Source organism: Marinobacter sp. F3R11, from assembly GCF_003318275.1.
Lineage (GTDB): Bacteria > Pseudomonadota > Gammaproteobacteria > Pseudomonadales > Oleiphilaceae > Marinobacter.
Genome location: NZ_QOCH01000013.1, coordinates 289,877 through 314,406 on the forward strand (window position 1 = coordinate 289,877; position 24,530 = coordinate 314,406).

General features: G+C 54.0%; 22 protein-coding genes and 2 tRNA genes. 10 read left to right on the plus strand and 14 right to left on the minus strand.

Annotated elements, in window-relative coordinates; translation table 11 throughout:
- Positions 1–63: 63 nt before the first annotated feature.
- The 3 genes from plsX to DS878_RS06355 form a co-directional block, all read right to left on the minus strand.
- Positions 64–1,065: a phosphate acyltransferase PlsX gene (plsX, locus tag DS878_RS06345; RefSeq protein WP_113815122.1), complete on the minus strand. Its 1,002-nt coding sequence runs from the start codon at positions 1,063–1,065 to the stop codon at positions 64–66.
- Positions 1,066–1,108: 43 nt separating this feature from the next.
- Positions 1,109–1,288 (minus strand): 50S ribosomal protein L32, encoded by a 180-nt coding sequence (rpmF, locus tag DS878_RS06350; protein WP_113815123.1) that lies wholly within the window; start codon positions 1,286–1,288, stop codon positions 1,109–1,111.
- A 107-nt stretch (positions 1,289–1,395) separates the two neighbouring features.
- Positions 1,396–1,950 carry a YceD family protein gene (locus tag DS878_RS06355; protein ID WP_113815124.1) on the minus strand — a complete coding sequence of 185 codons (555 nt, stop codon included), beginning with the start codon at positions 1,948–1,950 and terminating at the stop codon, positions 1,396–1,398.
- A 139-nt stretch (positions 1,951–2,089) separates the two neighbouring features.
- Here DS878_RS06355 and DS878_RS06360 point away from each other — a divergent pair, with 139 nt between their 5' ends.
- Positions 2,090–2,686 (plus strand): Maf family protein, encoded by a 597-nt coding sequence (locus DS878_RS06360; RefSeq protein ID WP_113815125.1) that lies wholly within the window; start codon positions 2,090–2,092, stop codon positions 2,684–2,686.
- A 19-nt stretch (positions 2,687–2,705) separates the two neighbouring features.
- Here the strand turns inward: DS878_RS06360 and DS878_RS06365 are convergent, their stop codons facing one another.
- The 3 genes from DS878_RS06365 to rluC are packed head-to-tail and all read right to left on the minus strand — an operon-like array spanning position 2,706 to position 5,493.
- Complete coding sequence (locus DS878_RS06365) at positions 2,706–3,731, minus strand: S49 family peptidase (protein WP_113815126.1); 1,026 nt, start codon at positions 3,729–3,731, stop codon at positions 2,706–2,708.
- Positions 3,732–3,769: 38 nt separating this feature from the next.
- Positions 3,770–4,417, minus strand: a complete 648-nt coding sequence (locus DS878_RS06370) for an HAD family hydrolase (RefSeq protein WP_113815127.1) — start codon at positions 4,415–4,417, stop codon at positions 3,770–3,772.
- On the minus strand, positions 4,417–5,493 hold the full coding sequence (gene rluC / locus DS878_RS06375; RefSeq protein ID WP_187298751.1) for a 23S rRNA pseudouridine(955/2504/2580) synthase RluC: 1,077 nt from the start codon (positions 5,491–5,493) through the stop codon (positions 4,417–4,419). The genes DS878_RS06370 and rluC overlap by 1 nt, the downstream gene beginning before the upstream one ends.
- Positions 5,494–6,101: 608 nt before the next feature.
- Between rluC and rne the strand changes: the two genes are divergently transcribed.
- Both rne and DS878_RS06385 read left to right on the plus strand, forming a co-directional pair.
- On the plus strand, positions 6,102–9,332 hold the full coding sequence (gene rne / locus DS878_RS06380) for a ribonuclease E (RefSeq protein WP_113815128.1): 3,231 nt from the start codon (positions 6,102–6,104) through the stop codon (positions 9,330–9,332).
- Between the two features lie 3 nt (positions 9,333–9,335).
- Positions 9,336–9,878, plus strand: a complete 543-nt coding sequence (locus DS878_RS06385; protein WP_113815129.1) for a YecA family protein — start codon at positions 9,336–9,338, stop codon at positions 9,876–9,878.
- Here DS878_RS06385 and DS878_RS06390 read toward each other — a convergent pair.
- The gene (locus tag DS878_RS06390) at positions 9,875–10,753 is read right to left on the minus strand and encodes a PHP domain-containing protein (RefSeq protein ID WP_113815448.1); all 879 of its coding nucleotides are present in this window, start codon (positions 10,751–10,753) and stop codon (positions 9,875–9,877) included. The genes DS878_RS06385 and DS878_RS06390 overlap by 4 nt on opposite strands.
- A 124-nt stretch (positions 10,754–10,877) precedes the next feature.
- Between DS878_RS06390 and DS878_RS06395 the strand changes: the two genes are divergently transcribed.
- The 3 genes from DS878_RS06395 (at position 10,878) to DS878_RS06405 (ending at position 12,272) form a co-directional block, all read left to right on the plus strand.
- Positions 10,878–11,177, plus strand: coding sequence for a YciI family protein (locus tag DS878_RS06395; protein ID WP_113815130.1), 300 nt, complete (start codon positions 10,878–10,880; stop codon positions 11,175–11,177).
- A 127-nt stretch (positions 11,178–11,304) separates the two neighbouring features.
- A complete protein-coding gene (locus DS878_RS06400) occupies positions 11,305–11,976 on the plus strand; it encodes a TIGR04211 family SH3 domain-containing protein (protein WP_113815449.1) in 672 nt (223 codons plus the stop codon).
- Positions 11,977–11,981: 5 nt separating this feature from the next.
- Positions 11,982–12,272 (plus strand): PilZ domain-containing protein, encoded by a 291-nt coding sequence (locus tag DS878_RS06405; protein ID WP_113815131.1) that lies wholly within the window; start codon positions 11,982–11,984, stop codon positions 12,270–12,272.
- Between the two features lie 16 nt (positions 12,273–12,288).
- On the opposite strand, the gene rraA is transcribed toward DS878_RS06405, so the two are convergent.
- Both rraA and ppsA read right to left on the minus strand, forming a co-directional pair.
- Positions 12,289–12,768 carry a ribonuclease E activity regulator RraA gene (gene rraA, locus DS878_RS06410; protein WP_113815132.1) on the minus strand — a complete coding sequence of 160 codons (480 nt, stop codon included), beginning with the start codon at positions 12,766–12,768 and terminating at the stop codon, positions 12,289–12,291.
- A 31-nt stretch (positions 12,769–12,799) separates the two neighbouring features.
- Entirely contained in the window at positions 12,800–15,172 is a 2,373-nt protein-coding gene (gene ppsA, locus DS878_RS06415; protein WP_113815133.1) for a phosphoenolpyruvate synthase, read from the minus strand.
- 152 nt (positions 15,173–15,324) lie between these two features.
- Between ppsA and DS878_RS06420 the strand changes: the two genes are divergently transcribed.
- A complete protein-coding gene (locus tag DS878_RS06420) occupies positions 15,325–16,140 on the plus strand; it encodes a pyruvate, water dikinase regulatory protein (RefSeq protein WP_113815134.1) in 816 nt (271 codons plus the stop codon).
- Between the two features lie 65 nt (positions 16,141–16,205).
- Here the strand turns inward: DS878_RS06420 and DS878_RS06425 are convergent, their stop codons facing one another.
- Positions 16,206–19,130: an insulinase family protein gene (locus DS878_RS06425; RefSeq protein ID WP_113815135.1), complete on the minus strand. Its 2,925-nt coding sequence runs from the start codon at positions 19,128–19,130 to the stop codon at positions 16,206–16,208.
- A gap of 99 nt (positions 19,131–19,229) precedes the next feature.
- On the opposite strand from DS878_RS06425, the gene DS878_RS06430 reads away from it, so the two are divergent.
- On the plus strand, positions 19,230–19,706 hold the full coding sequence (locus DS878_RS06430; protein ID WP_113815136.1) for a hypothetical protein: 477 nt from the start codon (positions 19,230–19,232) through the stop codon (positions 19,704–19,706).
- Positions 19,707–19,871: 165 nt separating this feature from the next.
- Positions 19,872–20,966, plus strand: a complete 1,095-nt coding sequence (locus tag DS878_RS06435; RefSeq protein ID WP_113815137.1) for a response regulator — start codon at positions 19,872–19,874, stop codon at positions 20,964–20,966.
- Here the strand turns inward: DS878_RS06435 and DS878_RS06440 are convergent.
- Positions 20,929–21,534, minus strand: coding sequence for an NTP transferase domain-containing protein (locus DS878_RS06440; RefSeq protein WP_261977642.1), 606 nt, complete (start codon positions 21,532–21,534; stop codon positions 20,929–20,931). The two genes, DS878_RS06435 and DS878_RS06440, sit on opposite strands and share 38 nt — an antisense overlap.
- Positions 21,535–21,714: 180 nt before the next feature.
- On the opposite strand from DS878_RS06440, the gene DS878_RS06445 reads away from it, so the two are divergent.
- On the plus strand, positions 21,715–22,566 hold the full coding sequence (locus DS878_RS06445) for a 6-carboxytetrahydropterin synthase (RefSeq protein WP_113815139.1): 852 nt from the start codon (positions 21,715–21,717) through the stop codon (positions 22,564–22,566).
- A gap of 151 nt (positions 22,567–22,717) precedes the next feature.
- Here DS878_RS06445 and DS878_RS06450 read toward each other — a convergent pair.
- The 3 genes from DS878_RS06450 to gltX all read right to left on the minus strand — a co-directional run bounded on the left by DS878_RS06450 (position 22,718) and on the right by gltX (position 24,474).
- Positions 22,718–22,793 (minus strand) — tRNA-Glu (locus tag DS878_RS06450).
- Positions 22,794–22,800: 7 nt separating this feature from the next.
- Positions 22,801–22,876, minus strand: a tRNA-Ala gene (locus tag DS878_RS06455).
- Positions 22,877–22,992: 116 nt separating this feature from the next.
- A complete protein-coding gene (gltX, locus tag DS878_RS06460) occupies positions 22,993–24,474 on the minus strand; it encodes a glutamate--tRNA ligase (RefSeq protein ID WP_113815140.1) in 1,482 nt (493 codons plus the stop codon).
- Between the last annotated feature and the right edge of the window lie 56 nt (positions 24,475–24,530).

Consider the following 24,530-nt stretch of genomic DNA (forward strand, 5'->3'; position numbering starts at 1 on the left):
AGCTGCGCAGGTTTGGTGCGAGTATAGCGCACAAACCAGAAGCACGGTTTCAGACTGGGGCCATCAGAGCATCAGGTCGTCAAGGCGCTCATTGATACGCCTGGGCACTTCCAGCTCAACTTCACGTACAGCCTGACGAATGGCAGCCAACATAGCGCGTTCATTGGCATTTCCATGGCTTTTGATAACCACACCCTGCAACCCAAGAAGGCTGGCACCGTTATGCCGGGATGGGTCCATTAGCCGAAGGAGTCGACCTATGATAGGGCGTGAAATCAGCCCCACAAAGCGACCATACAGCGTGCGGGTAAATGCCTGTTCCATGAGTTCAATAAGCAGTCCGGCGACCCCTTCCCCGGTTTTCAGGGCGATATTACCCACAAAACCGTCGCAAACCACCACATCGGCGACATCCCGGAACAGATCACTGCCCTCAACGTATCCGATGTAGTTAAGTGATTCACACTGGGCGAGCATGTGGGATGCCAGGCGAACCTGCTCATTACCCTTTATCTCTTCTTCACCAACATTCAGCAGTGCAACTCGCGGCTCACCCTGACGGCAGATTGCAGACGCCATGAGCGACCCCATCAGGGCATACTGATAAAGGTTTTCCGCACTTGAATCAACATTGGCGCCAAGATCCAGCACATGACACTTCCCTCTGAGGGAGGGGATCAGTTTCGCAATTGCCGGACGCTCAATGCCTGGATACATGCGAATAATTGAACGGCCAAAGGCCATCAGGGCCCCGGTGTTTCCTGCACTGACACATCCCTGAGCTTCGCCATCACGCACCAGAGTCAAAGCAATGGCCATGGATGAGTTTTTCTTGTGCCGCAGCGCATGGGAAGGACGTTCGTTCATATGAACAACATCAGCAGCCTCCACAATGCGAATCCGGGGATGCTCTTCACGCAAAAAAGCCTCAAGCTCACTCTGGATTCCCACCAGAATAACGCTCAAGGCTTTATTTTCACGCACCGCCTGAAGAACCGCAGCGACTACAACTGCAGATCCCCGATCGCCACTCATGGCATCAATCGCGATGGTGACCGGCTTCACCGTTCTTCCATTCAATTGAGGTAGACGCGGCTATACAACGATATTACTCGTCGCTGGTTTCAATTACCTGCTTGCCACGATAGAAACCGTCAGGAGACACGTGGTGGCGGCGATGAACTTCACCAGTTGTTGAATCAGTGCTCAGAGCAGCAGTGCTCAGAGCATCGTGGGCACGGCGCATGCCACGCTTGGAACGGGTCTTACGATTCTTCTGTACAGCCATGGTTCTACTCCTGACCTGTTAACGTAAACTTTGCTTGAATATCGTTACAAGTAACGTATGTTCGTTTAATTGCGCCGGTTTCCGCTAAAAGGAAACCCACGCCCGTCTTAATGCTTTGTTTTCCCAAGGCCCGCCAGCACACTGAACGGGTTCTCACCTGACTTCTTTTCCGGCTCTGCCAGAGAGTGACCTGGCTCGTATGCTTCCAGATCTTCTTTTGCCGGACATTCATTCCGGTCATGAAGCGGATATGGAGGCAGAACAAGCAACAACTCATCCTCAACCATGGACCAGAGATCTGCACTGAAGTCGACCGTCAGAAACGGCTCAAGGTCCTTAGGCAAACGCTGGGCCTGCTCATCACTGGTAACCAGGCCCAGTACGAATCGGGAAATCAACACCGAATCCATGGGTCCGATACAACGCTGACACTCCAGCCTGACCGGAGCTTCAAGCTCACCAGAGACAATACGTCGCCGCTCACTGTCCATATAGAAGGACAGCTTGACCCGGCATACAGCGCCTTCCTCGAACCCCAGAACAGTTTCACGAAAACGAGACAATGCACTGAGAGGAATCTCTCCCTCCAGCACGTTGTCGTGCTCCGCCAACCGGAATGGGTCAACTATTTTTGGTAATTCGGCACTGGACGCATTTGACATAGGCGCGCAATTCTAGGTGCCAAGCTCGCTGCTGTCAAAGACTTCGTAGGGTTTTGGCCAGGGGTTCCGGTTTCCGTAAGTGTATTCTACGATATGTCCGCTGAAAAACAGCGCACAAATCCAGAAAGGAATTCGCCCTATGTCTCACCCTCCCCTGCTGCTCGCATCCTCATCCAGGTATCGTCGTGAACTGCTGACCAGGTTTGGACTGCCATTCTCCAGCGCCAGTCCGGATATTGATGAATCGCCGTTTGCCGGCGAAACTCCGGAAACTCTCGCAGTCCGTCTGGCGACATCAAAAGCCAGGGCTCTGGCTCCGAGCCACCCGAAACACTGGATCATTGGCTCTGATCAGGTCGCCGCACTACCGGATGGCACCCTGCTGAGCAAACCAGAAAACCACCCGAACGCCGTGAGACAACTAACCCGGAGCAGCGGACAGAACATCAGCTTCTACACCGGGCTGGCTCTGCTGGATGCCGATTCAGGGAGCCTGCAAACATCCTGCGAGCTATTTGCCGTGCACTTCAGGGACCTGAGCTCAGATGAAATCGAAGCATACCTCCACAAAGAGCAGCCCTACGACTGCGCCGGAAGCTTCAAGATGGAAGGACTCGGCATCACCCTGTTCAGGGAACTACAGGGCCGGGACCCCAACAGCCTGATCGGCCTGCCATTAATAGCCCTGAACGAAATGCTCATGGCCTGGGGCAGAAACCCGCTGCTGGAGCCATAAGAGGCCCTGATCAGCCCTCTTATCGCAATTCCATACGAGACTCAACCAGATGACCGACAACACCCTGGCCAAATGAGACTCCCAGCTGGTCAACCAGATCACGCAAAGCCCCCTTGCGATGACTGTAGTCCACCAGATCTTCCTGGCCAACCACATCCCTGGCGACAGAAGAGGTACTACCAAGTCCGTCAACAAGCCCCAACTCCAGCGCCTGCTCCCCACTCCATACAAGACCGCTGAACAGGCGTTCGTCATCCGCCAGACGATCGCCACGACCATCCTTGACCGCTTTGATAAACTGATGATGAGTGTTCTCAAGCACATCCTGCCAGAAAGCAACTTCCTGCTCCTGCTCAGGTGAAAACGGATCCAGAAACGCTTTATTTTCGCCAGCAGTGTAAAGCCTGCGCTCCACACCAACCTTATCCATGACACCGGTAAACCCGAAGCCTCCGGCGACCACACCAATGGACCCGACCAGGCTGGCACGGTTGGCATAAATCTCATCAGCCGCAGCAGCGATGTAGTAGGCTCCGGATGCCCCGATATCAGAGATCACCGCATAGACTTTCTTCTCCGGGTATTCTCCCCGCAAACGCCTGATCTCATCATAGACATAGCCAGACTGAACAGGGCTGCCGCCAGGGCTGTTTATACGCAGGATAACCGCAACAGCATCCGATTCCTCAAATGCCGAGCGCAGAGCACCAACAATATTGTCAGCACTCGCCAGCTCATCTGCGGCAATCGGACCATTTATTTCAACCACCGCGGTATGCTTGCCGACTGTTGCATCCAGACTGCCTCCAAACGGCGACCAGACAATGACCAGCAAAGCGAACAGATATACAAATGTAAGAAGCTTGAAAAAAATACCCCACCGGCGACTCCGGCGCTGTTCTGACTGCAAGGACATCACAAGCTTTTCAATCAATCGCCAGTCGCGCCCCGACTCAGGCGGCAAACGCGGCTGATTTCGCCCGGAACGTGGCTCTGCCGGTCTGTCATCCCACCCTGGTGTCCTATCGGAATCCCAATCACTCATGCATCCATCCTGTCAGAAAGAAAACCACAAAAATTAATTTACAAGCCGAGCACAGTGCGCAGATCGGGTACCGAATCAACGATGGCATGGGGAGCGTAACCCCCAAGTACATCACGCTTGTGCACTCCCCACTCAACACCTATAGAAGGCATACCAATACGCTGAGCCATTTCAAGATCATAACGGGTATCGCCAATCATAACGGCCTCAGAAGCCTCAATCCCGTAAAAAAGCAGGATTTCCTCGAGCATTAGAGGATCCGGTTTGGACCGGGTTTCGTCGGCACAACGAGTAATATCAAAATGCGCCCCAAGCCCACTGGAAACCAGCGCCGACTCAAGCCCCCTGCGGCTCTTCCCTGTCGCAACGGAACACCCGCGGCCAACTTCCCGAAGATCAGCGACCACATCCGCCATACCTTCAAATATGTTTTGAGGCGTAGTCACCTTACGGAAAAAATAATTACCATACCCCTCCCTGAGAGCAGCAATTTCCTCTCTGCTTACTCCTGGATAAAGCTTTTCCAGAGCCTCGACCAGACCCAGACCGATAATGTCACGATAGGCCTCCCTCTCAAGGGCCGGGTAACCCAGCTCCGTGGCGGCCTGATGCAGACTGTCCGCAATATGATCTACGGAATCCACAAGAGTCCCGTCCCAATCGAAAATAACAACTTTCACTTCCATTATCTCGCTCCCGTTGCGCGCACTTCGAGCCGGCTCAACACCTGACTGAATGCATCATCATAAGGGGCCTCGAACCGGACCGCCTCCCCCGAAACGGGCAGCGTAAACTCAAGCGCCCGGGCATGCAGCATCAGGCGCTGACCACCGACAGACCGGAATGCCTTAAGGCTTACATCATCCATATACTTGTCATCCCCCGCTATCGGATGACCAGTGCAGGCACTGTGAACACGAATCTGATGAGTGCGGCCGGTCACCGGTGATGCCTCCACCAGGGTGTACCCGCTGTAGCGGGCAAGACAGCGAAACAGTGTAACCGAGGCTTTGCCAGCCTTATCCACCCTCACCCTTCTTTCGCCATTAGGCATTTCATAACGCAGTAACGGCTCCTCAACCCGTCCAACCCTTTCAGGCCAACTGCCCGCAACCAGAGCATGGTACTGCTTCCGGACCCGTCTCTGACGGAGTTCGTCCTGCAGATAACGCAACGCTGACCGCTTCTTGGCGATCATCACAAGCCCGGACGTATCTCTGTCCAACCGGTGCACCAGTTCCAGAAAGCGCGCCTCTGGCCGCGCCGCCCGCAAAACCTCGATCAAACCAAAACTGAGACCGCTACCACCATGCACCGCAATACCTGACGGTTTGTTAACCACCAGCATCTGGTCATTTTCAAAGACGACTGCGGCTTCCACCACGCTCTGAACCCGACTACCCGGGGCCGCCTGAGGAGCCTTCTCTTTCCGAACAACCGGGGGAATACGCACCTGATCACCCGTGGCAATGCGAGTATCCGGCCTGACCCTGCCTTTATTAACCCTCACCTCACCCTTTCGGACAATCCGATAAATAATGCTTCGAGGCACACCCCGGAGCTGAGCCAACAAAAAATTATCCAGACGTTGCCCATGGTTATCCTCATCGACAGTCACCCACACAACCCCCTGCTGAACCTTGTCCGGCCCGACAGCCTGGCTCCTGGAAGCCGCTCCGGTACCAGCCCCGTTATCTTGGCGTGAAGCCGGCTTTCTGGCCCTGACTTTGGCGGATTTTCCGGTCATGGGTTTACGGGACATAGGATTCCTTTGACTGGTGGTGTAGCAGCTGATACGGGCGGGATTGAACGACCCCCTGAATACTGTTATATTCCTGCGTGATCTGTCGTTTGTCTACGGCCTGGCCAATTCGAGTCAGAAGCCGGAGCGGCAGAAGTATACCGACACTATCCAAGAGTTTGAACGCCGAACGCCCAATCACTATCGGGCACGGCGCAAGAAATGCTTCCGCAGTGCCAGGGAAGACCCGCTAAGAAGCGGCGAGCTGTCACCGGAAAAACTGAAACCGTGCGGAAAACCGCCGGGCGATATCGCGAAGAATCACTGCCACGCAAGGCCGGGCCGTCCAGCTTACGAATACGACGTGAGACCCAGGCACTTGTGTGAACCTGAAAACGGATTATATGCGCCAACAGACACGAACCCTACACGATACGCCCCTGCCGGATGGCAGATGGGACGTCGACGGTGGTCTCAGATCAACAGGATCATACCCCCACAGGGTGTGATTCGTCTGTCTGCTGCTCAGCCCCTGATTTAGCGGGGTTCGCGGCACGCACATCCCGCTTCGCAGATGCGACGCCCTTCGGTTTTCTGTCAAAATTAAACGACAGGAAAATCCTCTTTCCATGAAAAGAATGCTTATCAATGCAACTCACCCAGAAGAGTTGCGCGTCGCCCTGGTTGACGGCCAGCGCCTGTTTGACCTAGATATCGAATCCAGCTCCCGTGAGCAGAAAAAAGCCAACATTTACAAAGGGCGCATTACCCGCGTAGAGCCGAGTCTGGAGGCCGCCTTTGTTGATTTTGGTGCCGACCGCCACGGTTTTCTTCCTCTTAAGGAAATTTCCAGAGACTATTTCAAAAAATCCCCGGGCCAGATTGAAGGCAAGATCAATATCAAGGAAGTGGTTTCCGAAGGCCAGGAAGTTATCGTCCAGGTCGACAAGGAAGAGCGCGGCAATAAAGGCGCCGCTCTCACCACATTCATCTCCCTTGCTGGACGATACCTGGTTCTGATGCCCAACAACCCTCGTGCGGGCGGCATTTCCCGTCGTATTGAAGGTGAAGAACGGGCCCAGCTGAAAGAAGCTATGAACAACGTGCAGGTACCCAAATCCATGGGTATTATCGTGCGCACGGCAGGCATTGGCCGCACTACCGAAGAACTTCAGTGGGATCTCGACTATCTGGTCCAGTTCTGGGAAGCAATTACCCAGGCTGCAGGTGAACGCAAAGCCCCTTTCCTCATCCATCAGGAAAGCAACGTTATCATCCGCGCTGTTCGTGACTATCTGCGTCAGGATATCGGAGAGGTGCTGATTGATTCGGAAAGCGTTTACGAGGACGTTCTGAATTTCGTCCGCGCTGTAATGCCCACGTTTGAAAATAAAATCAAGCTGTACAAGGACGAGATTCCCCTGTTCAGCCGCTACCAGATCGAAGGCCAGATCGAAACCGCGTTCCAGCGGGAAGTAAGACTCCCCTCTGGCGGCTCTATCGTTATCGATCCTACTGAGGCCTTGGTGTCCATCGACATCAACTCATCCCGCGCCACCAAAGGCCAGGATATCGAAGAAACTGCATTCCAGACCAACCTGGAAGCGGCAGAAGAAATCGCTCGCCAACTACGCCTGCGTGATATGGGCGGCCTGATTGTCATCGACTTTATCGACATGACTCCGGCCAGACACCAGCGCGAAGTCGAACAGAAAGTCCGTGAAGCACTGGAAATCGACCGCGCGCGAGTTCAGGTTGGCAAGATCTCACGTTTTGGGCTGCTCGAAATGTCCCGTCAGCGACTCAGACCGTCTCTGGGCGAAACCCGCAGCGAAGTCTGCCCTCGCTGTGAAGGTCAGGGCACCATCCGTGGAATTGAATCGCTCGCACTGAGTATCATGCGCCTGATTTACGAAGAGTCATCCAAGGAAAAGACCGGCGAAGTACGGGCCATAGTGCCGGTATCCGTAGCTACTTTCCTGCTCAACGAGAAGCGCAAGCAGCTTGCCGATATTGAAGCACTGCAGGAAGTCAGCGTTGTTGTTGTGCCAGTCCCCCACATGGAGACTCCGCACTTCGAAATTCTGCGCATGCGTGATGACGAAACCACACCTGAACACATCTCAAGCCATCAGGTAGCTCAGGAATACAGTGAACGCGAAGAAGAGGTGTTTGAAGCACCGACTGCAGAAAAGCCGGTTCGTGAACAGGCCGCGGTCAAGGCTATTCGGCCAAGCGCCTCAGCTCCCACGGCAAAAGTAACAGAGACAAGCACACCTGCAGAGCAGGACGATGGCCTGTTCCGCCGGATTGGTCGCAAGATTGCGTGCTTCTTCAACGGAGAGGAAGAGCAGCAAGATAAAACCCAGGATAAACCCAAGGCAGACACAAGCCGCGGCAACCAGCGCAACCAGGCACGCCAGGATCGTCGCAAGACCCGCGTTGCCCGCGATGGACAAAGCTCCGGCAATAATGGCCGTACCGGCAACGAGCGCCGCCAGGGGAACAACCAGCCAAACCGCGGCGAAGATAGTCGCGCACGAGGCCGCAACCGTACCGATGACCAGAGCCGCTCTAATCCGAACCGCCAGACTGCTGACAAAGGCGCCGAGAATAAAGGCTCCGGGAACAAAAGCAGTGACAGCCGTACTGATGACAGCCGCCGGGACAACCGCAAAGACGGCCAGAGCCGTGGCCAGAATCGTAACAGGCCCCAGCGCGACTCCAGGAACACCGGCGACCAGAAAGAGACGAATCAGCGGGAAACCTCATCGAAGGCACCTGCTGCTGAAAAAACCGGTACGGATGACACCCGCCGCAAGCCGCGCCGCCCGCGCAACCGGGACGGCTCGCCTTCTGATGCCCCTGCGTCCAGCCCAGCAGCCCGCAAGAGCACCCGTAGCGAGAAGCACCAGAAGGATACTCAACCGGAAGAAAAGCGTGCCAGCGATAATGCTGAAGTAAAAGCAACTGCGGTAACTGAGAAGAGCGCAGATCAAGGCACAACCAAAGCTCCGGAGGCTGTACAAAACGAACAGAAGCAGCCGGAACAGAAGGCAACGGCCAAGGCCAGACCCACTCAGAAGACAGAAACCGTCACTGACACGGCACCTGACAACGGCGCTGCTGCAAAACCGAAAGAGACTCCGGCTTCCAAACCGGAAGTACCGGCAGCCGCCCCTCAAACTGAAAAGGCTGCTGACGCTGCTCCTGCAGTTGTAACCGCACAGGAACCAACTCCAGAAGCAAAACCCAAAACCGTCGCGGCCAGATCCAGGGCATCAACACCAGCGGAAGTACAGCCTGCCAGCGAAGCAGCGGCAGAGCCCAGCCCCGGGCAGCCAGTTCAGACTGCCACGGACAGCAAAGAACCCGCTGAGGCGAGCAAGCCAGAACCTGCACCGGCCGCAAAAGACAAAGAGCCGTCTAAAGAGAAGGCTGAAACCCAGGCGGATAATACAGCTGAAGCGGCTACAGCCAGCGAAGCTACTGCGCCGGAGGCAACCAGGAAAGGTAAAGAGCTCACTGCTGACAAACCCTTGGCCAAAGGCGATGAAAAAGCCGAGGCCAAAGACAACGAAAAACCGGCTGCAGATGAAAAGACTGCCTCTGCCGAAGAGCAGGATAAACCTGCTCCTGCTAAAAAACCGAAATCAGCGCCAGCCAGAAGCAGAAGCAAAGCTGCCGCGACGGACAAGCCTGCAGAGAGCGCACCTGTTGAGACCCCACCTGCAGAAGATACACCAGCAGCTCAGACAAGCGTTCCGGTCACACCCGGGCGCGCATATAATGACCCTCGCGAGGTTCGTAAGCGCCAGCGGGCAGCGGCCGAAGAAGCCAAAAAATCCGGGAGCAACTAGAAGATGCTGTCCAATTCCGACATTGAAGCGCTGGAAGACATTCTGTTTGCCGAACCCTGGGGCGACGAGGCTCTGGACTTTTTCGGCTTTCACGGCGCAGTTTGTGCCAGCGTGGTCGGGCCAGCCACACTAAGTGTGGAAACACTCTTTCGCCTGATCACCGGCTCGGATGAGACGCCTGGAGGGGGGATTCCGGAGACCTTCCAGCGGTGCGTCAGCCAGCTCGCAGGGGATATGGTCAAGGCCCTGGATATGGGTCAGGCTCTGGAGCTGCCCGAGCCGGAAGATGGCGACCCGATGAATGCGCTTGAAAACTGGTGCGCGGGCTTCGTGGATACATTCATGGAGCATGAGAGTGAGTGGCTGGATGCGTCAAGCGAAGAGGATACCGCCGATTTGCTGGTTCCCATGCTCACATTGTCGGGCCTGTTCGACGACGAAGACTTCCAGAATGTCCGGAACAGCGAAAAGCTGTCACGCCAGATGGCAGACGCTATACCGGACTCACTGACCGACTTGTACCTGCTGTTCCACGCGCCGGATTAAACCGGCGCGTCAACACCGGGAACCTGCCTGAAATGATGCCAGACCGGCTCCAGCCCGTCTGGCATTTTCATAATTCGGCCTACCTCACACCAGGGCGCACCGGGAAAGTGAAAATCACTGCCCTGAGACGCAAGTAACTTCTCCCGCCTACACAATTCAGCCAGAAACCCAAGGTCGCCACTGGACTGACCGGATGTGGAAACCTCGATGGCCTGCCCCCCGGCACGACGAAAATCTGCAGTCAACTCCCGCAATTTCGTTGCCGTCAGTTTGTATTTTCGAGGGTGTGCCAATACAGCAAGCCCACCCGCTGCAGAGACCCACTGAACGACCTCCTGCAGCTCCGGCCAATAAGCCTTAACATCACCAGCCTTTCCGGCGCCAAGGTATCTCTTGAAAGCCTGAGCTGCGTTCTTCACGATACCTGCCTCAACCATCACCCGCGCAAAGTGCGGGCGCCCCGGAACATCCCCTCCGGCCTCTTTGGTCGCACGTTCCAGCAGGTCTGTAATAGCAAGCTTGGACAGGCGCTCGGCAATCATAGCGGCCCTGTCCCAACGGTTACGCTTTTGTCGTTCGAGTGCTTCGCGGAATTCAGCGTCATCCGGATCAAAATCCAGCCCGACAACATGTATTGTATGGCTGCGCCATAAACAGGAAAGCTCGACACCGGAAATCAGGACAATATCGTTCACTGTCGCGGCACTCACTGCTTCCGCCAAACCACTGATGGTATCGTGATCAGTCAGCGCCAGGTGCGTAACCTCCCGCTCCGCCGCACGCTTCACAAGTTCAGTGGGGGTAAGCGCTCCATCTGAAGCGGTGCTGTGGCAATGCAGGTCAATGCACAAAACCGGGTCTTGCGGTATAGTCACAAAAATTCCTGAGTGAAGAGAGTGGAAACCGAAGCCTGAACTGAGCCAGCCAGGACCCTCAGTGTAACAGCCATTCATCTTCATGCATTGTTTAACGAAATACATCCCATAACCGGAGCCCCGCATGTACTACGCCATTATCTGTGAAGATGTCGATAACAGCCTGCCCCTGCGCCAAAAAGCAAGGCCAGCCCACATCGAGCGATTGCAGCAACTGAAAGCGGCGGGCCGCTTACTGGTGGCCGGGCCCAATCCTGCGGTAGATACCTCTGATCCGGGAAGCGCCGGTTTTACAGGCAGCCTTATTGTAGCCGAGTTCGATTCTCTGAGCGCAGCCCAGGCCTGGGCCGACAGTGACCCTTACATAGATGCAGGCGTTTACCAGAAAGTAACCGTTAAGCCGTTTAAAGTCGTGCTGCCCTGAAATCACGGGCCCCGTTCCATGAGCTTATTGTAATGACCGCTCGCTTGAACGGCTTGAAATCTGTGACAGAATTGCGACTTTGGTTACAACCAGCTTTTTTAATCCGAATATTGTGGGAATCTTGCCAGTGACGCTTTTTCGCCTTGCCATCAGTGCGCTTTTTATACTGTCTTCCATTGCCGCTGCTCAGGCGAGAACCGTGTGGGTTGATGATCAGCTCTATCTTCCTGTGCGTTCTGGCGCTGGAACCCAGTTTCGGATCATAGAGAACGCTGTCCCCAGCGGCACCCCACTGGAAGTCATTGAAGTATCGGATTCCGGCTATACTCGCGTGCGCACCCCGAAAGGCAACGACGGCTGGGTTTCAAGCCAGTACCTCAGTGACACCCCGATTGCAGCACAAAGACTGAAGACCGTGACCCGTCAGCTAGAGCAGGCTCAGGCTGAATTGGCCACACTGAAAGGACAGCTCTCCGAAGTTTCCAACGAAAGAGACTCGCTGAGCAGTGCCGAATCCTCATTGTCCGCCCGGTCAGCGGAGCTGGAACAAGAACTCCGGCGCATCAAGAATATTGCTTCAGATTCAATTAACCTGCAGCGGCGGAATGGTGAGCTGCTGGAGGAAAACCAGAAACTGCGGAACGACCTGGAAGTGTTAACTGCAGAAAATGAGCGATTGGAAGCCAGCAAGGAATCAGATTTCATGCTAGTTGGCGCAGGCCTGGTTCTCGGGGGCGTGCTCCTGGCCCTGGTAATTCCGATGCTTAAACCCACAAGAAAAGCAGATAACTGGGCTTGAACGATATGAAGGATTATTCGGAGAAACGCGATTTTCATCGCATGCAGGTTGAATCGGCAATTGAAATAACCGATAGCAAGGGGCAAACCTTTAATGGCACCTGCAGGGATCTCAGCGCAACGGGAATGCAGCTGTTCGTGAGTAACCCCGTGGCGATTGGGGAAGAGCTGACCACCGTGCTGCACCCGAGCAGTGATCAGTTCCCCCCACTGGAGACAATCTGCGAAGTAATCCGGTGCGAGCCAGAGGGTGACGGCTTCCTGTTGGGAACCAACATCAGCGAAGTCACCCGCTAGTCTCCAGTCCCTCGAACTAGATCAGGGGCTTTTCTGACACAATGATGCCGTTGTTGTCAGCATACACATAGTGGCCCGGGCGGAAGGTAACCCCATGGAAGGTTACCGGGACATCCAGATCGCCAAGGCCACGCTTTTCACTTTTCCGGGGATAGGTTGCCAGAGCCTGAACACCCAGGTCTGTTTTACCAATCTCATCAACATCCCGCACGCAGCCGTAGATAATCAGACCGGCCCAACCGTTGACCGCCGCTTTTTCTGCAAGCATGTCACCCAGTAACGCATGGCGCATGGAGCCACCGCCATCAACCACCATCACACGGCCTTTACCGGGCAAACCTACCTGCTCTTTAACCACGGAATTATCTTCAAAGCATTTCACAGTGACTATCTCGCCACCGAATGCCTTTATTCCACCATAGTTATTAAACCCTGGTGCAGCCACTTCAACTTCCGGAAACTCATCACACAGGTCCGGGGTAATAATCGTTGCCACCTTATCAATCTCCTTACGTGCAGAAATGAATTCAGTCTACTTTTTCATCAGCCAGAAAGAACCAGGTATCCAGCACTGAATCCGGATTAAGAGACACGGATTCAATGCCCTGATCCATCAGCCATTTTGCAAGGTCAGGATGGTCAGAAGGGCCCTGACCGCAAATACCAATATACTTGCCTGCCTTGTTACATGCCTGAATAGCGTTGGACAGAAGGATCTTGACAGCATCGTTCCGCTCGTCGAACAGGTGCGCGATGATGCCTGAATCGCGGTCCAGACCAAGAGTCAGCTGAGTCAGATCGTTTGAGCCAATGGAGAAACCATCGAAGTGCTCCAGGAACTGATCAGCAAGCAGCGCATTTGCAGGCAGCTCACACATCATAATTAAGCGGAGACCATTTTCACCGCGCTTAAGACCGTTCTCTGCCAGCAGTTTTACCACCTGCTCAGCTTCACCTACAGTTCGAACGAATGGCACCATAACTTCAACATTGGTGAGGCCCATTACATCACGCACTTTCTTGAGCGCCCGACATTCCAGCTCGAAACAGTCTCGGAAATTTTCAGAGATATAACGCGATGCGCCCCGGAAACCCAGCATCGGGTTTTCTTCATCAGGCTCGTACAAAGTACCGCCGATCAGGTTAGCGTACTCATTCGATTTGAAATCCGACAAGCGCACAATAACCTTCTTGGGTGCGAACGCAGCTGCCAGCGTAGAAATACCTTCAACCAGCTTGTCCACATAGAAATCAATCGGTGAGCTGTAACCTGAAATACGCTTCTCTACCGTTTGCTGGATATCGCCGGGAAGACTGTCAAAATTCAGCAGAGCTTTCGGATGCACGCCAATCATACGGTTGATGATGAACTCAAGACGCGCCAGGCCAACGCCTTCGTTAGGCAGTGACTGAAAATCAAAAGCCCGGTCCGGGTTACCCACGTTCATCATGATTTTGAATGGAATATTGGGCATGGAGTCTACGGTGTTTTCACGCAGTTCGAAATCCAGCGCACCTTCATAAATCATCCCGGTATCGCCTTCCGCGCAGGATACAGTCACCTCCTGCCCATTTTTCAGAAGTTCAGTTGCATCGCCGCAACCAACCACTGCCGGAATACCCAGTTCACGGGCAATAATAGCTGCATGACAGGTGCGCCCACCGCGATCAGTAATAATCGCCGCAGCCCGTTTCATAACCGGCTCCCAGTCAGGATCGGTCATGTCAGTAACCAGCACATCACCGGCCTGAACACGATCCATCTCTTTAATACTGGTAATGATCTTGACCGGACCTGCCCCGATCTTGTGGCCAATACTGCGACCTTCTACCAACACAGTCCCTGTTTCTTTAAGCAGGTAACGCTCCATGACGTTGGCGGAAGCCCTGCTTTTGACTGTTTCAGGGCGGGCCTGAACGATATAGATACGGCCATCATCGCCGTCTTTCGCCCATTCAATGTCCATGGGACGCTTATAGTGTTTCTCGATGATCATGGCCTGCTTGGCCAACTCTTCCACTTCTGCGTCGGTGATACAGAAACGATTCCGCTCTTCCTGGTCCACCTTCACGGTTTCCACAAACTGGCCTTCAGCGGGCGCGGAGTGGTAAACCATCTTGATGGCCTTGCTTCCCAGGTTACGGCGCAATACAGCGGGACGAGCCGCTTCGAGGGTCGGTTTGTGAACGTAGAATTCATCGGGGTTTACAGCGCCCTGAACAACTGTTTCACCAAGACCATAAGAAGCTGTGATGAACACCACATCCCGGAAGCCAGATTCAGTATCCAGCGTAAACATAACGCCACTGGAAGCAGTTTCACTACGCACCATTTTCTGGATGCCGGCAGACAAAGCCACGAGTTTGTGGTCAAAGCCGTGGTGAACACGGTAGGAAATCGCCCTGTCATTGAACAGTGAAGCAAATACTTCTTTTACGGATGTCCGTACCTGCTCAAGCCCCACTACGTTCAGAAAGGTTTCCTGCTGGCCGGCGAAAGAAGCATCCGGTAAATCCTCGGCAGTAGCTGACGAACGCACCGCCACGGCCATTTTTTCATTGCCGTTGATAATGGCGTTGTACGCTTCCTTGAGCGCAGTTTCCAGGGCATCAGGAAAGGGCGTATCAATAATCCACTGGCGTATTTTTGCCCCTACGCGGGCGAGTTCGTTCACATCATTAATATCAAGACTATCCAGGGCGTTATCGATCCTGTCCTTCAGGCCGTCTTCAGCCAGAAACTCACGATAGGCGTGCGCAGTCGTGGCAAAACCACCAGGCACAGTAACACCTGCATTGGCGAGATTACTGATCATTTCACCGAGGGAGGCATTTTTGCCGCCTACCCGGTCAACATCGGACATTCCCAGGTGATCAAACCAGATAATGTAATCTTCCAAAGCATGTCTCCCTTGAATCTGTAAGACAAAAAATTTAAACGGGGCCCGCAAAACCAGGTAAAAAAAGCGGACAACTACCACTGCAGAGTCTCAAACTTGCCGTGTATGATACTGTAACCTTCGGATTTTACCTAGGGAGCCGGACCAACACCATGAAACGTACAGCCTTCTTTATCTCCGATGGCACCGGCCTGACAGCCGAGGCTCTTGGACACAGCCTGCTGGCGCAATTTGAAAAAATTGAATTCGAGCGCGTCACCGTACCCTATATCGACGATGTTGAAAAAGCCTGGGACATGGTCAAACGCATTAACAGTGCGGCGGAAACTGATGGCACCCGGCCTCTGGTATTCGACACGATTGTGGACAGCGCTATCCGTGAAATCATCTCGGGCGCCCAAGGCTTTATGGTGGATATTTTCGGCACGTTCCTGAGCCCCCTGGAGCAGGAACTGCAGTCATCTTCATCCTATTCCGTGGGCAAATCCCACGCTATCAGTAACGAAGGCGTTTATGAACGCCGCATCCATGCAGTGAACTTTGCGCTGGACAACGATGACGGAGCACGTACACGGCATTACGACGAGGCCGACCTGATTCTTGTAGGCGCTTCACGCAGCGGTAAAACCCCCACTTGTCTGTATCTGGCTCTCCAGTATGGAGTCAAAGCCGCCAACTATCCGATTACGGAAGAAGACCTTCTGGATCAGCAGATTCCAAAAGCTCTCCGGCCCCACAAAGAAAAGATCTTCGGACTGACGATAGAGCCAGAGCGGCTGGCGACAATTCGCAATGAGCGCCGCCCAAACTCCCGTTATTCGTCCATACAACAATGCCGGCACGAAATCGAAGAGATTGAACTTATGTACCGAAGAGAGCGTATTTCTTACCTGAATACGACAGCCTATTCAGTGGAAGAAATCGCGACGCGCATCATGGTGTCCACCGGACTCAAGCGAAATCGCTGACACCGCACGAGCAAGGGCCAGACGACAAGAAAAAGGCAGGCCAGCTACGGCCTGCCTTTTTTAATCTACAACTCCTGAATATTCAGACCGAGCTCTTCAACAAGCGCACGGTTTTCCGGGCCAGTGACAACCGCTGTACTCGCCTTTTCAGGGATCAGCCAGGTCGCCGCAACCCGCTTCAGGTCATCAAGCGTTACGGACAACACCCGCTCACGGAAACGCGCTCTCTGCTCCGGGCTGCGCCCGAACAGCTTGTTATGGAAAGCGTGACGCGCTGCACCTGCTGGCGAACGCGGACGATCCAACTGGCCGATCACCCCAAGAATGGACTCTTCCAGTTCCTGGTATTCATGGTCTGTTTCCTGAAGCCATACCAACGCTTTGTCAAAATCTTCAAGAGTTTCCGCCAGTCGCGGATCCCGGTAAGAGAAAAAGCGGAAGTTGCCGTTCACACTATCCTGAGCAGCTCCACCGCCGTATGCTCCGCCTTTCTCCCGGATAGCCCTGTGCAGATAGCCGTTGCGCAGAAAACCACCAAGTACAGTAAGAGCCGCAGCATCCGGGTGATCAACAGGCACGGTACTGTAGGCGCGGGCACAGAAGTTAACCTGAGTGGATGTCAGCCATGCTTCGCGCGTCGTGAAACTCACAGGGTCTATCTTCCAGCGGGATGACCCTGTGCCCTTGTCATCCTGCCAGCAGGACTTGAGATCATCAATTAAAGCCGGGAGCTGCTCCTGCTCACCGATGACCAGGAACTCTCGCGCCTGCTCACGGATCCTGTCATGCAGGTTTGCCAGCTTCTGACAGAATGCATCAAGCGCTGCCGGATCTTTCAGTGACTGATCCAGCTCTTTGGTACTCCGAATTCCGGCCAGTCCACCAAGGCGGAACGTCAGCCAGGCTCCGGGGCTCATACCCTGTGCCGCGGCTCCCATGGCAAGAGCGTGGCCACTGCCGGTTACCGCCTGCTCACGACGGGCGCGAATCTGGGCAACAATTTCGCGGATACGGTCCTTTTCATCAAACCGGGCACCCGTGTATACGTCCCGGAGCAGCTTTGTCAGCGCCGTCCGATTACGGGCAAGTGCCTTGCCACTGAAAACCATATAACCCGAAAGATCCTGAACATCATCTATGCGGGCTTTAGCCGAGAATGAGGCTCCAATTCCACCGGATTCCGCTGAGATTCGATCCTGCATCTGCAGGTAATCCAGATCTCCGCAACCGACTTCTGAAATCAGAGCGCTGTAATACGGCAACAGCAACAGCTCTTCTTCTTTCAGATCAGGCAGAGGGAGTACAACCTGCTCGTATACCAGGCCGTTGGTACCCTGGGCAAAAATGGTCGCTGAAATATCACCATCAAAGCTGGCGTGAGGTTCCGGCATCTGCAGCGGCACATCAGTCAGATCCACTTTCGGCAGGATAGAGTCATCATCCTTCCGCATCTGGCGCTCTTCCAGTGCTTTGGCGCGATCAACAATCTGTGCAACTTCGTCACTGGAGAGTTCAGCCTTGCGTTTGGCCAGAGCTTCGCGGATTGCCTGCTGGCGCCGCGCATCCAGCTTGTCATCAGGACGCAAAGTAAGGGTTACCCGGTGCGGGTTATCTAACAATTTACGGCGTATGAGGTCGGGAATGTACTGAGGGTCCTGGATTTTCTCACGAAGGGATGCCAGTACCGGCTCCAGATCAAGCAGTTCAACAGGGTCTCCGCCATGAACCATAGGGGCAATCGCACTCATGATGAGATGAAGACCGTATGGGAAGCTGTCTCCGGAAATCTCGCGCTGATGCAACTCAAGCTGGTGGAGGATCGCTTCCAGGCGTTCCTTACTGACACCCTCTTCAGCTACTTTGAGAAGCGTGCTTTCGACCAGCGCCTCCAGATCCTTCTGTTTCTCAGGTTCACTGCCCTCAACACCACAGACAAATGTCATTTCCCGGTTGGAGTCTTCCAACCCACACATAGGTGACGGCGCCTGACCAATATCACTGGTTTCCAGTACCCGCATTAGCGGTGAGGCGCTGTTTTCCAGCAATACGGAGGACAACAGCTGCCCTTCCAGGTTTTCCTGCAGGTCAAAACTGTGGCCCAGCAACCAACCCATCACAATATGGGTTTTGCCGACCATATCTTCACCTTCATTCACCCCATAGCCCTGCTCGACACGCACGGGCGCGTACATGCGCTTTTCATCGCGCACCGGCAACTCAATATCCAGCTTGTCGAAGCGCTTGAGTGCCAGCTCTTCAAACCGTGCCTGGTGCTCGTGAGCCGGGATGTTGCCATAGGTGGCGAAGATCGCATTACTGGGGTGATAGTGGTGGCGATAAAAACGAATAAGATCGTCATAGGTCAGATCAACGATCTGGTCCGGCTCACCACCGCTGTTGTAATGGTATGTCGTGGTCGGGAACAGGTAACTGCTCAGGTTCTGCCATAGCTGTGAGGTAGGCGCACTCATGGCACCTTTCATTTCGTTGTAAACAACACCCCGGTATACCAGCTCGGTACTCGGATCGTCTGGCTTCTCAAATTCGAGTCTGTGACCTTCCTGTGCAAAATCAAGCGGATCGAGCTTGGAAAAAAACACCGAGTCCAGATAAACAGACAACAGGTTATCAAAATCTTTGCGATTCATACTCGCGAAAGGATAGGCTGTCCAGTCGCTGCTGGTGAACGCATTCATGAAGGTATTCAGAGACCGGCGAATCATCATGAAAAACGGATCGCGAACAGGATAGCGTTCGCTGCCGCAAAGTGCCGTATGTTCAAGAATATGCGCCACGCCGGTAGAATCCATCGGGAAGGTTCTGAGGGCCACAAAAAATACGTTTTCCTCATTATCCGCTGCGAGATGGAGATGGCGGGCACCGGTTTTTATGTGACGATACTCTTCGACATGGAGATTAAGCGTATCGATCCGGTGACTGCGAAGCTTCTCAAAAGCCGGATGGGTTGCGTTATCGATCACTGCAGCCATTCAAACTATCCTGTCGTTATACAATTGGAGAATTACAGAGTAACACGTAGTATCAATTATCATGTATCAGTCCCAATGCAATAAGGTAACCCAAGATCCATGAGCACATCTTCAGGCCCAGCAAGTCCAGGCCCGGCGAAGGCCACGCAGGCACCCGAAGTCGCAGCCTATTGGGCAGAGCGTCGCAGGTATCTGGAAAGCATTCGGAAATCCCCGGAGGTGAGACAGCGTTTCTGGCGCGAAGTTGCCTTTTATCTGGCTCGCCGTCTGCTCTGGTCATTTGGCTTCTTTCCCATATTCATGGCCTTCTGGATACCACTGGTGCTGTCCAGCTTCAATCCGGTGGTTCTTGCCTCTGACCTGATCCCATTACTCCAGGATTTTGTAAACTCCAATCCTGAAGTGCAGGCCACAACCCTCAGCACATTCGCCATCGCCTGGGCATCGGTTGGTTTTTTCTTTCTGATCTTTGATTTTGTGCTCACACCTTTCAAATCGCCTTACGAATACGAGGCCGACGTCTACATGAAAGCATGGGAACAGCTCAACCATGACCAGCTACCGGCCAAAATGTGATTTGGACAGCATTCTCACCAAGATCAAACACTTTTCCATTATATAATTCGGCCCCCGCTGGGTAAGATCAAACCACTGACCGAATATACAGATGACGATCACGGGAAGGCTGACAATACCAACTCGACAATCAACGTGATTGAAGTAATAGCTTGAGGTAGTTAGATGGCGATCAAGAATGCTCTTCTGGTAGACGACTCCAAGGTAGCCCGGTTTGCCCTGAGCAAGCTACTGGAAGGCCGTGACATGCACGTGACCATGGTCGGTTCTGCCGAAGAAGCTCTGGAGCTCCTCAACACCCGTGAACATCCTGACGTCATCTTTATGGATCACCTGATGCCCGGAATGAACGGAGTAGAAGCCACCAAAGCCATCAAAGGCAACCCCGCTACCTCCCACATACCGGTGGTCATGTGCACATCTCAGAAGTCTTCATCCTTCACGAAAGAAGCGAAGAACTTCGGGGTCTACAACATTCTGACCAAGCCCACACAGCCTGACAGCCTTGCCCTGGTGCTGGACCAGTTGGCGAGCGATGCCCTGGAAGGCTCGCTGCCAGAGCCCCCGCTGATTGACCAGAAACTTGATACAGCTGAACTTCCAGCCGATACGCCAGGCAACCCGGCGCCAGAAACAACACCAGAGCCGTCTGAACCCGAAACTACCAACAGCATCAGCATTCCACCCGGCGCAGTTCCACTGACCAGTGAGCTGTTTGAACAGATCTCACACTCCGCTGTAAAAGCCCACGTCAACAATCGCCTTCACGAACTGCTCAGTTCGCTGTTCGACGAACAGTTTGACCATCTCAGGCGCGCACTGGACGAGTCGCGCAGCAAACAGGAGAGCGCGATTGAAGAGCGTCTGAATGCGATGCACAGTCTGATTGAAGAGCGCACGCAAAACCTGCGTGGTGAAGTAGCAGCCGAAGTGAACCTCAATCTGGTCCGTGAACTCGAAGAGCTTAAAAAGGAACTGTCACGCAACTCGGGCTTTACCAGCAACCACATGGCGGAACTGAAGGACCACATAACCAGCGTACAGACTATCGACACAGAGTTCTGGCAAACGCTTCAGTCTGAAGCAATACAACAGGCCCATGAGATTTCCCGTGAAACAGCCGAAGATATTGCCCAGCGGACTATTGATCTGTTTGTTGCCCAGCAACGCTCTGCGTCATCCAGAATCTACACTATAGGGCTTGCCCTGAGTCTTGGGATACTTAGTCTTGGAGCTGCCTGGTTCGCGGGCTGGTTCTGATAATCTCATTGCGAATCCGGCGCCAGTCTTCCGGAGTGTCCACATCGTCATGGACACCCGGAATATGCAGCCGGATCGCATTAGCTTCAGCCAGCACACCAGCAGCCCCACAATCACCATGCAATGAGAGCACCCCGGGCCATAGCTTGCGAGGCAAATAGGCCGGGACGCCGGGACGACGGCCGTAGTCAGCAGCAACAGCCTCGCCGGGGAACCTGCGCGCCCTCTCAGCAAAAGCTTCAAGAGCCTGTCTGTCCAACAGCGGCTGATCCGCAAGCAACACAAATACTCCTTTTGCACGCGGCCCCAGGCTGCGAATGCCTGCCGCCAGCGAGGCTGCCATCCCCATCTGCCAGTCAGCAATGTGCACCCACCGACAGGGCTGAGCACGGCACCGAAAACGCACCAGCGGATACCACGCGCCGCACACAACCCGCACATCCCTCCCAAGCAGTCGGGCCTGACCAATGGCACAATCCAGCAGAGAACGGCGCTCCCCACCCTGATGACTCACGGTCAGCAGCGCTTTGGGGCTTCCGAAGCGTGTGGAAGCACCTGCCGCAAGCACAAGTACCGGAAAATCCTGATCGAGATCACTAACAGAGGCAGCTATGATTTGACTCCTGACAGAAAGGTGAAAACCGGAACAATGACATGAATCGACCCATGCCGCACAACTGGCACGTCACTTGTTCAGGATTTTTGCTAGAATCCTCACATCATTCAACCATACCCGTCCGGACTCTTGATGAACCACCTGTTTGTAGACAACCTCACCGTTATTGATTTTGCCTACCTTGATCCCAGCCGTGGACTGGTCGGGGAAAGCTGGATTGCGGACGTTGTGCTGGGAGGCGAGCTTGACGACCAGGGTATGGTATTCGATTTCAGCAATGTAAAACGCACAATCAAGCGCATTATCGATGAGCGTGTGGATCACCGACTGGTCATACCCCGGAACTACGAAGGCCTCTCCTGGAATCAGGACACGCCGGATACCTTCACCTGGACACTTACCGATGACAGCCATATTGTGCACCGGTCACCGGGTGAAGCCGTCGTATGGCTTTCCTGTGAGCGGGTAGTGCCATCGGCAGTTGCGACCCTGCTTGAACGTGAACTGATGGCAGTTCTGCCCGCAAACGTAACCACTGTCGAGATCAATCTCCGGGAAGACGTCATTGAGGGCGCCTACTACCACTATGTGCACGGCCTGAAAAAACACCTGGGAAACTGCCAGCGCATAGCCCACGGCCACAGATCCCCTATTCGTATTGATCGCAACGGCCACCGGGATTATGACCTGGAGCATGCATGGGCGAAGCTTTGGCAGGATATTTATGTGGGCAGTGAAGAAGATGTCGTTCGCAGGCATGCAGAAGCGGATGGCACGCGCTACATAACGTTCGAATATGAAGCCAATCAGGGGGAGTTTGCCCTGACGCTGCCGGAAAAGCGTGTTTATATGATGGGTACTGACACCACGGTTGAATTGATTGCCGCGCACATTGCCGACCAGCTTAAAACAGAGTTCCCTTCCGACACGATTCTTGTGAAAGCCTATGAGGGCGTTGGCAAAGGAGCTATAGCCTCGCGTTAATGCTTTGAACTCTGAGCCACTGGTGCACAGGGAGAGACTGCACACCACCGTATCTTCGGTATTAATCTTCACTTTCCATACAGGCACAAAAAAACCGCCCGAAGGCGGTTTTTTTGATGGCTATCCGGTGGACTAAACCGTCAAGCCGTATTGGCGTCCCCTAGGGGGTTCGAACCCCTGTTGCCGCCGTGAAAGGGCGGAGTCCTAGGCCACTAGACGAAGGGGACTAGAAATTGGTGGAGCCAGGCGGGATCGAACCGCCGACCTCAACACTGCCAGTGTTGCGCTCTCCCAGCTGAGCTATGGCCCCTCAACGGATGCGTATATTAAGGATCCACCCCATGGGCGTCAACCTTTAGCCCTACCTTTTTTCCAGTTTTCTGAACTTCCCTGTCCAGACCGGTCATTTCTTCACCAAACTGACTGTCACGCACTCAGTGCGGAGTATTCTTTTTCTACTTTTTTGGTCTCTTTTTTGGAGAAACCACCAAGTACTTCAAGAGCCTGGCGCAAGCGGGCACGGGTCATGTCAGGACCCAGCATTTCCATGGAGTCCATAACAGACCAGGAATTCGGGGAGCCTGCAATCGCCACGAAAACAGAGAACATAAAGTCACCCATTTTCAGATCCATGGCATTGGCCAGAAACTTGATATCAGCAAAGATCCTGTCTTTACTCCAATGACGCTGAGCCTCAAGCTTCCACAAGGTAAACTGGAGCACCCGCTTGATCTGGCCTTCTTCCAGCTTGTTGTGAGCAAAGTCCTCTGGCTTCAGGTTCAGCAAACCAGAAAACATGAACTGGGCCATAGGAGCCACATCGGAGAATACTTCCGCCCTGCCCTTGATATGTGGAACCAGAGCTCTGAGTGCGTCTTCGTTGAACCACCACTGGCGCATACGCTCGATAAACTGATCTTCCGTAAGTTCATCGCGCAGCCACTGGCCGTTGAGCCAACGCAGTTTCTCAACATCGAAAACCGGGCCGCCAAGTGAAACTCGCTGGATATCAAAATTGGCGATCATCTCATCCAGACTGAACTTTTCGCGCTCATCCGGCATGGACCAGCCCATACGACCAAGGTAGTTGGTAACAGCTTCCGGTAAGAAGCCCATGCGCTCGTAGAAATTGATGCTGGTAGGATTTTTGCGCTTGGACAGCTTGCTTTTGTCAGGGTTACGCAGAAGCGGCAAGTGGCAGAGCACCGGCATTTCCCAGCCGAAATACTCGTACAACAGCTTGTGCTTGGGCGCAGAATTGATCCATTCTTCACCACGCAGCACGTGGGTGATTTCCATCAGGTGGTCGTCAACTACGTTGGCGAGGTGGTAAGTGGGCATGCCGTCTGATTTAAGCAGAATCTGGCAATCCACCTGTGCCCAGTCTATCTCTATAGTGCCACGGAGCATGTCTTCGATTTCGCAGATACCCTCATCAGGTACCTTCATGCGGATCACATAAGACTCTCCCGCATCCAGGCGGCGCTTTACCTCTTCCTGAGACAATTCCAGGTTCCCTTTGATACCGGGATTCAGGCCACTGGCCTTACGCTCTTCACGAATGGCATCCAGTTCTTCCGGTGTACGGAAACAATAAAAAGCATGGCCCGCAGTAACCAGGTCTTCAGCGTACTGTTTGTATGAATGTTTGCGTTCAGACTGGCGATAGGGCCCATGGGGGCCACCTACGTCAGGACCTTCATCCCAGTTAAGTCCCAGCCAGCGCAACGCCTTGAGAATATCCTGCTCGGATTCCGCAGTACTGCGCACCTGATCAGTATCTTCAATGCGCAGAATAAACTGTCCCCCGTGTTGCCGGGCAAAACACAGGTTGAACAGTGCCACATAGGCGGTACCAACATGTGGATCACCGGTGGGTGATGGGGCAATTCGGGTACGTACAGTCATGAAACCTTCCTGAAAATCGGTGGCCGTTTAATAATTCCGGCATTATACCGGCCCGG

Excerpts from the sequence above, each read along its gene's own strand:
- rpmF (WP_113815123.1), bottom strand. The coding sequence starts at position 1,288 with ATGGCTGTACAGAAGAATCGTAAGACCCGTTCCAAGCGTGGCATGCGC.
- DS878_RS06355 (WP_113815124.1), bottom strand. The coding sequence starts at position 1,950 with ATGTCAAATGCGTCCAGTGCCGAATTACCAAAAATAGTTGACCCATTC.
- DS878_RS06360 (WP_113815125.1), top strand. The coding sequence starts at position 2,090 with ATGTCTCACCCTCCCCTGCTGCTCGCATCCTCATCCAGGTATCGTCGT.
- DS878_RS06365 (WP_113815126.1), bottom strand. The coding sequence starts at position 3,731 with ATGAGTGATTGGGATTCCGATAGGACACCAGGGTGGGATGACAGACCG.
- DS878_RS06370 (WP_113815127.1), bottom strand. The coding sequence starts at position 4,417 with ATGGAAGTGAAAGTTGTTATTTTCGATTGGGACGGGACTCTTGTGGAT.
- rluC (WP_187298751.1), bottom strand. The coding sequence starts at position 5,493 with ATGTCCCGTAAACCCATGACCGGAAAATCCGCCAAAGTCAGGGCCAGA.
- rne (WP_113815128.1), top strand. The coding sequence starts at position 6,102 with ATGAAAAGAATGCTTATCAATGCAACTCACCCAGAAGAGTTGCGCGTC.
- DS878_RS06385 (WP_113815129.1), top strand. The coding sequence starts at position 9,336 with ATGCTGTCCAATTCCGACATTGAAGCGCTGGAAGACATTCTGTTTGCC.
- DS878_RS06395 (WP_113815130.1), top strand. The coding sequence starts at position 10,878 with ATGTACTACGCCATTATCTGTGAAGATGTCGATAACAGCCTGCCCCTG.
- DS878_RS06405 (WP_113815131.1), top strand. The coding sequence starts at position 11,982 with ATGAAGGATTATTCGGAGAAACGCGATTTTCATCGCATGCAGGTTGAA.
- DS878_RS06420 (WP_113815134.1), top strand. The coding sequence starts at position 15,325 with ATGAAACGTACAGCCTTCTTTATCTCCGATGGCACCGGCCTGACAGCC.
- DS878_RS06425 (WP_113815135.1), bottom strand. The coding sequence starts at position 19,130 with ATGGCTGCAGTGATCGATAACGCAACCCATCCGGCTTTTGAGAAGCTT.
- DS878_RS06430 (WP_113815136.1), top strand. The coding sequence starts at position 19,230 with ATGAGCACATCTTCAGGCCCAGCAAGTCCAGGCCCGGCGAAGGCCACG.
- DS878_RS06435 (WP_113815137.1), top strand. The coding sequence starts at position 19,872 with ATGGCGATCAAGAATGCTCTTCTGGTAGACGACTCCAAGGTAGCCCGG.
- DS878_RS06445 (WP_113815139.1), top strand. The coding sequence starts at position 21,715 with ATGAACCACCTGTTTGTAGACAACCTCACCGTTATTGATTTTGCCTAC.
- gltX (WP_113815140.1), bottom strand. The coding sequence starts at position 24,474 with ATGACTGTACGTACCCGAATTGCCCCATCACCCACCGGTGATCCACAT.